A 650-nucleotide genomic window follows, 5' to 3' on the forward strand; every position below is an offset into this window, starting at 1 on the left:
KGACTCGGATTCACGCGTGCCACCTTCCATACCGGACGCTGGGTTTTACTGGCGGGCTCAGTATGGCTGTTTTACTCTCAAGCGCTCAACACCACAGAGCAAAAATGGATTGCTGCGGTCACCGCGACCTATGGCGAGCGCGCGGGACAACGCGTCAACACTTTGGCGCGAAAATAATGATTTCTTTAAGTTATTAGAAGAAAACGTAAAAGCTAGAAGGCATTAACGACTTTTTTAACCAACTCTATTTTGTCGACGACATACGACCTATGGGGACAAAAGACTATTGGGCGACCCCTCTAGAATTTTGGGCAGTAATGCGGGCGATTGCGAAGATTTCACAATTGCTAAGTATTTTTCTTTGATCGAACTGGGAGTCTCAGATAGTAAACTCCGTTTGGTATACGTTAAAGCAATAGAACTCAATCAGTTCCATATGGTTTTGGCATACTATAAAACGCCCAGCTCAGAGCCGCTGATCTTGGACAACATTAATCCCAAAATCATGAAAGCGTCAAAGCGCCCAGACTTACTGCCGATTTACAGCTTTAACGGTAAAAATCTTTGGTTGATGAAATCTGCCAACGCCAATGGTCAGTTGGCGGGTGATTCATCACGACTAAGCCTATGGAACGATCTCCGTTCCAGAG

The 650-nt window shown here is 45.6% G+C and carries 1 pseudogene; it reads left to right on the forward strand.

Annotated features, from left to right (window positions below):
• Window positions 1-48 precede the first annotated feature (48 nt).
• Window positions 49-650 (forward strand): annotated as a pseudogene (locus CIK04_RS27015) (transglutaminase-like cysteine peptidase); the annotation flags it as partial.

It is taken from the genome of Vibrio sp. 03_296 (genome assembly GCF_002265885.1).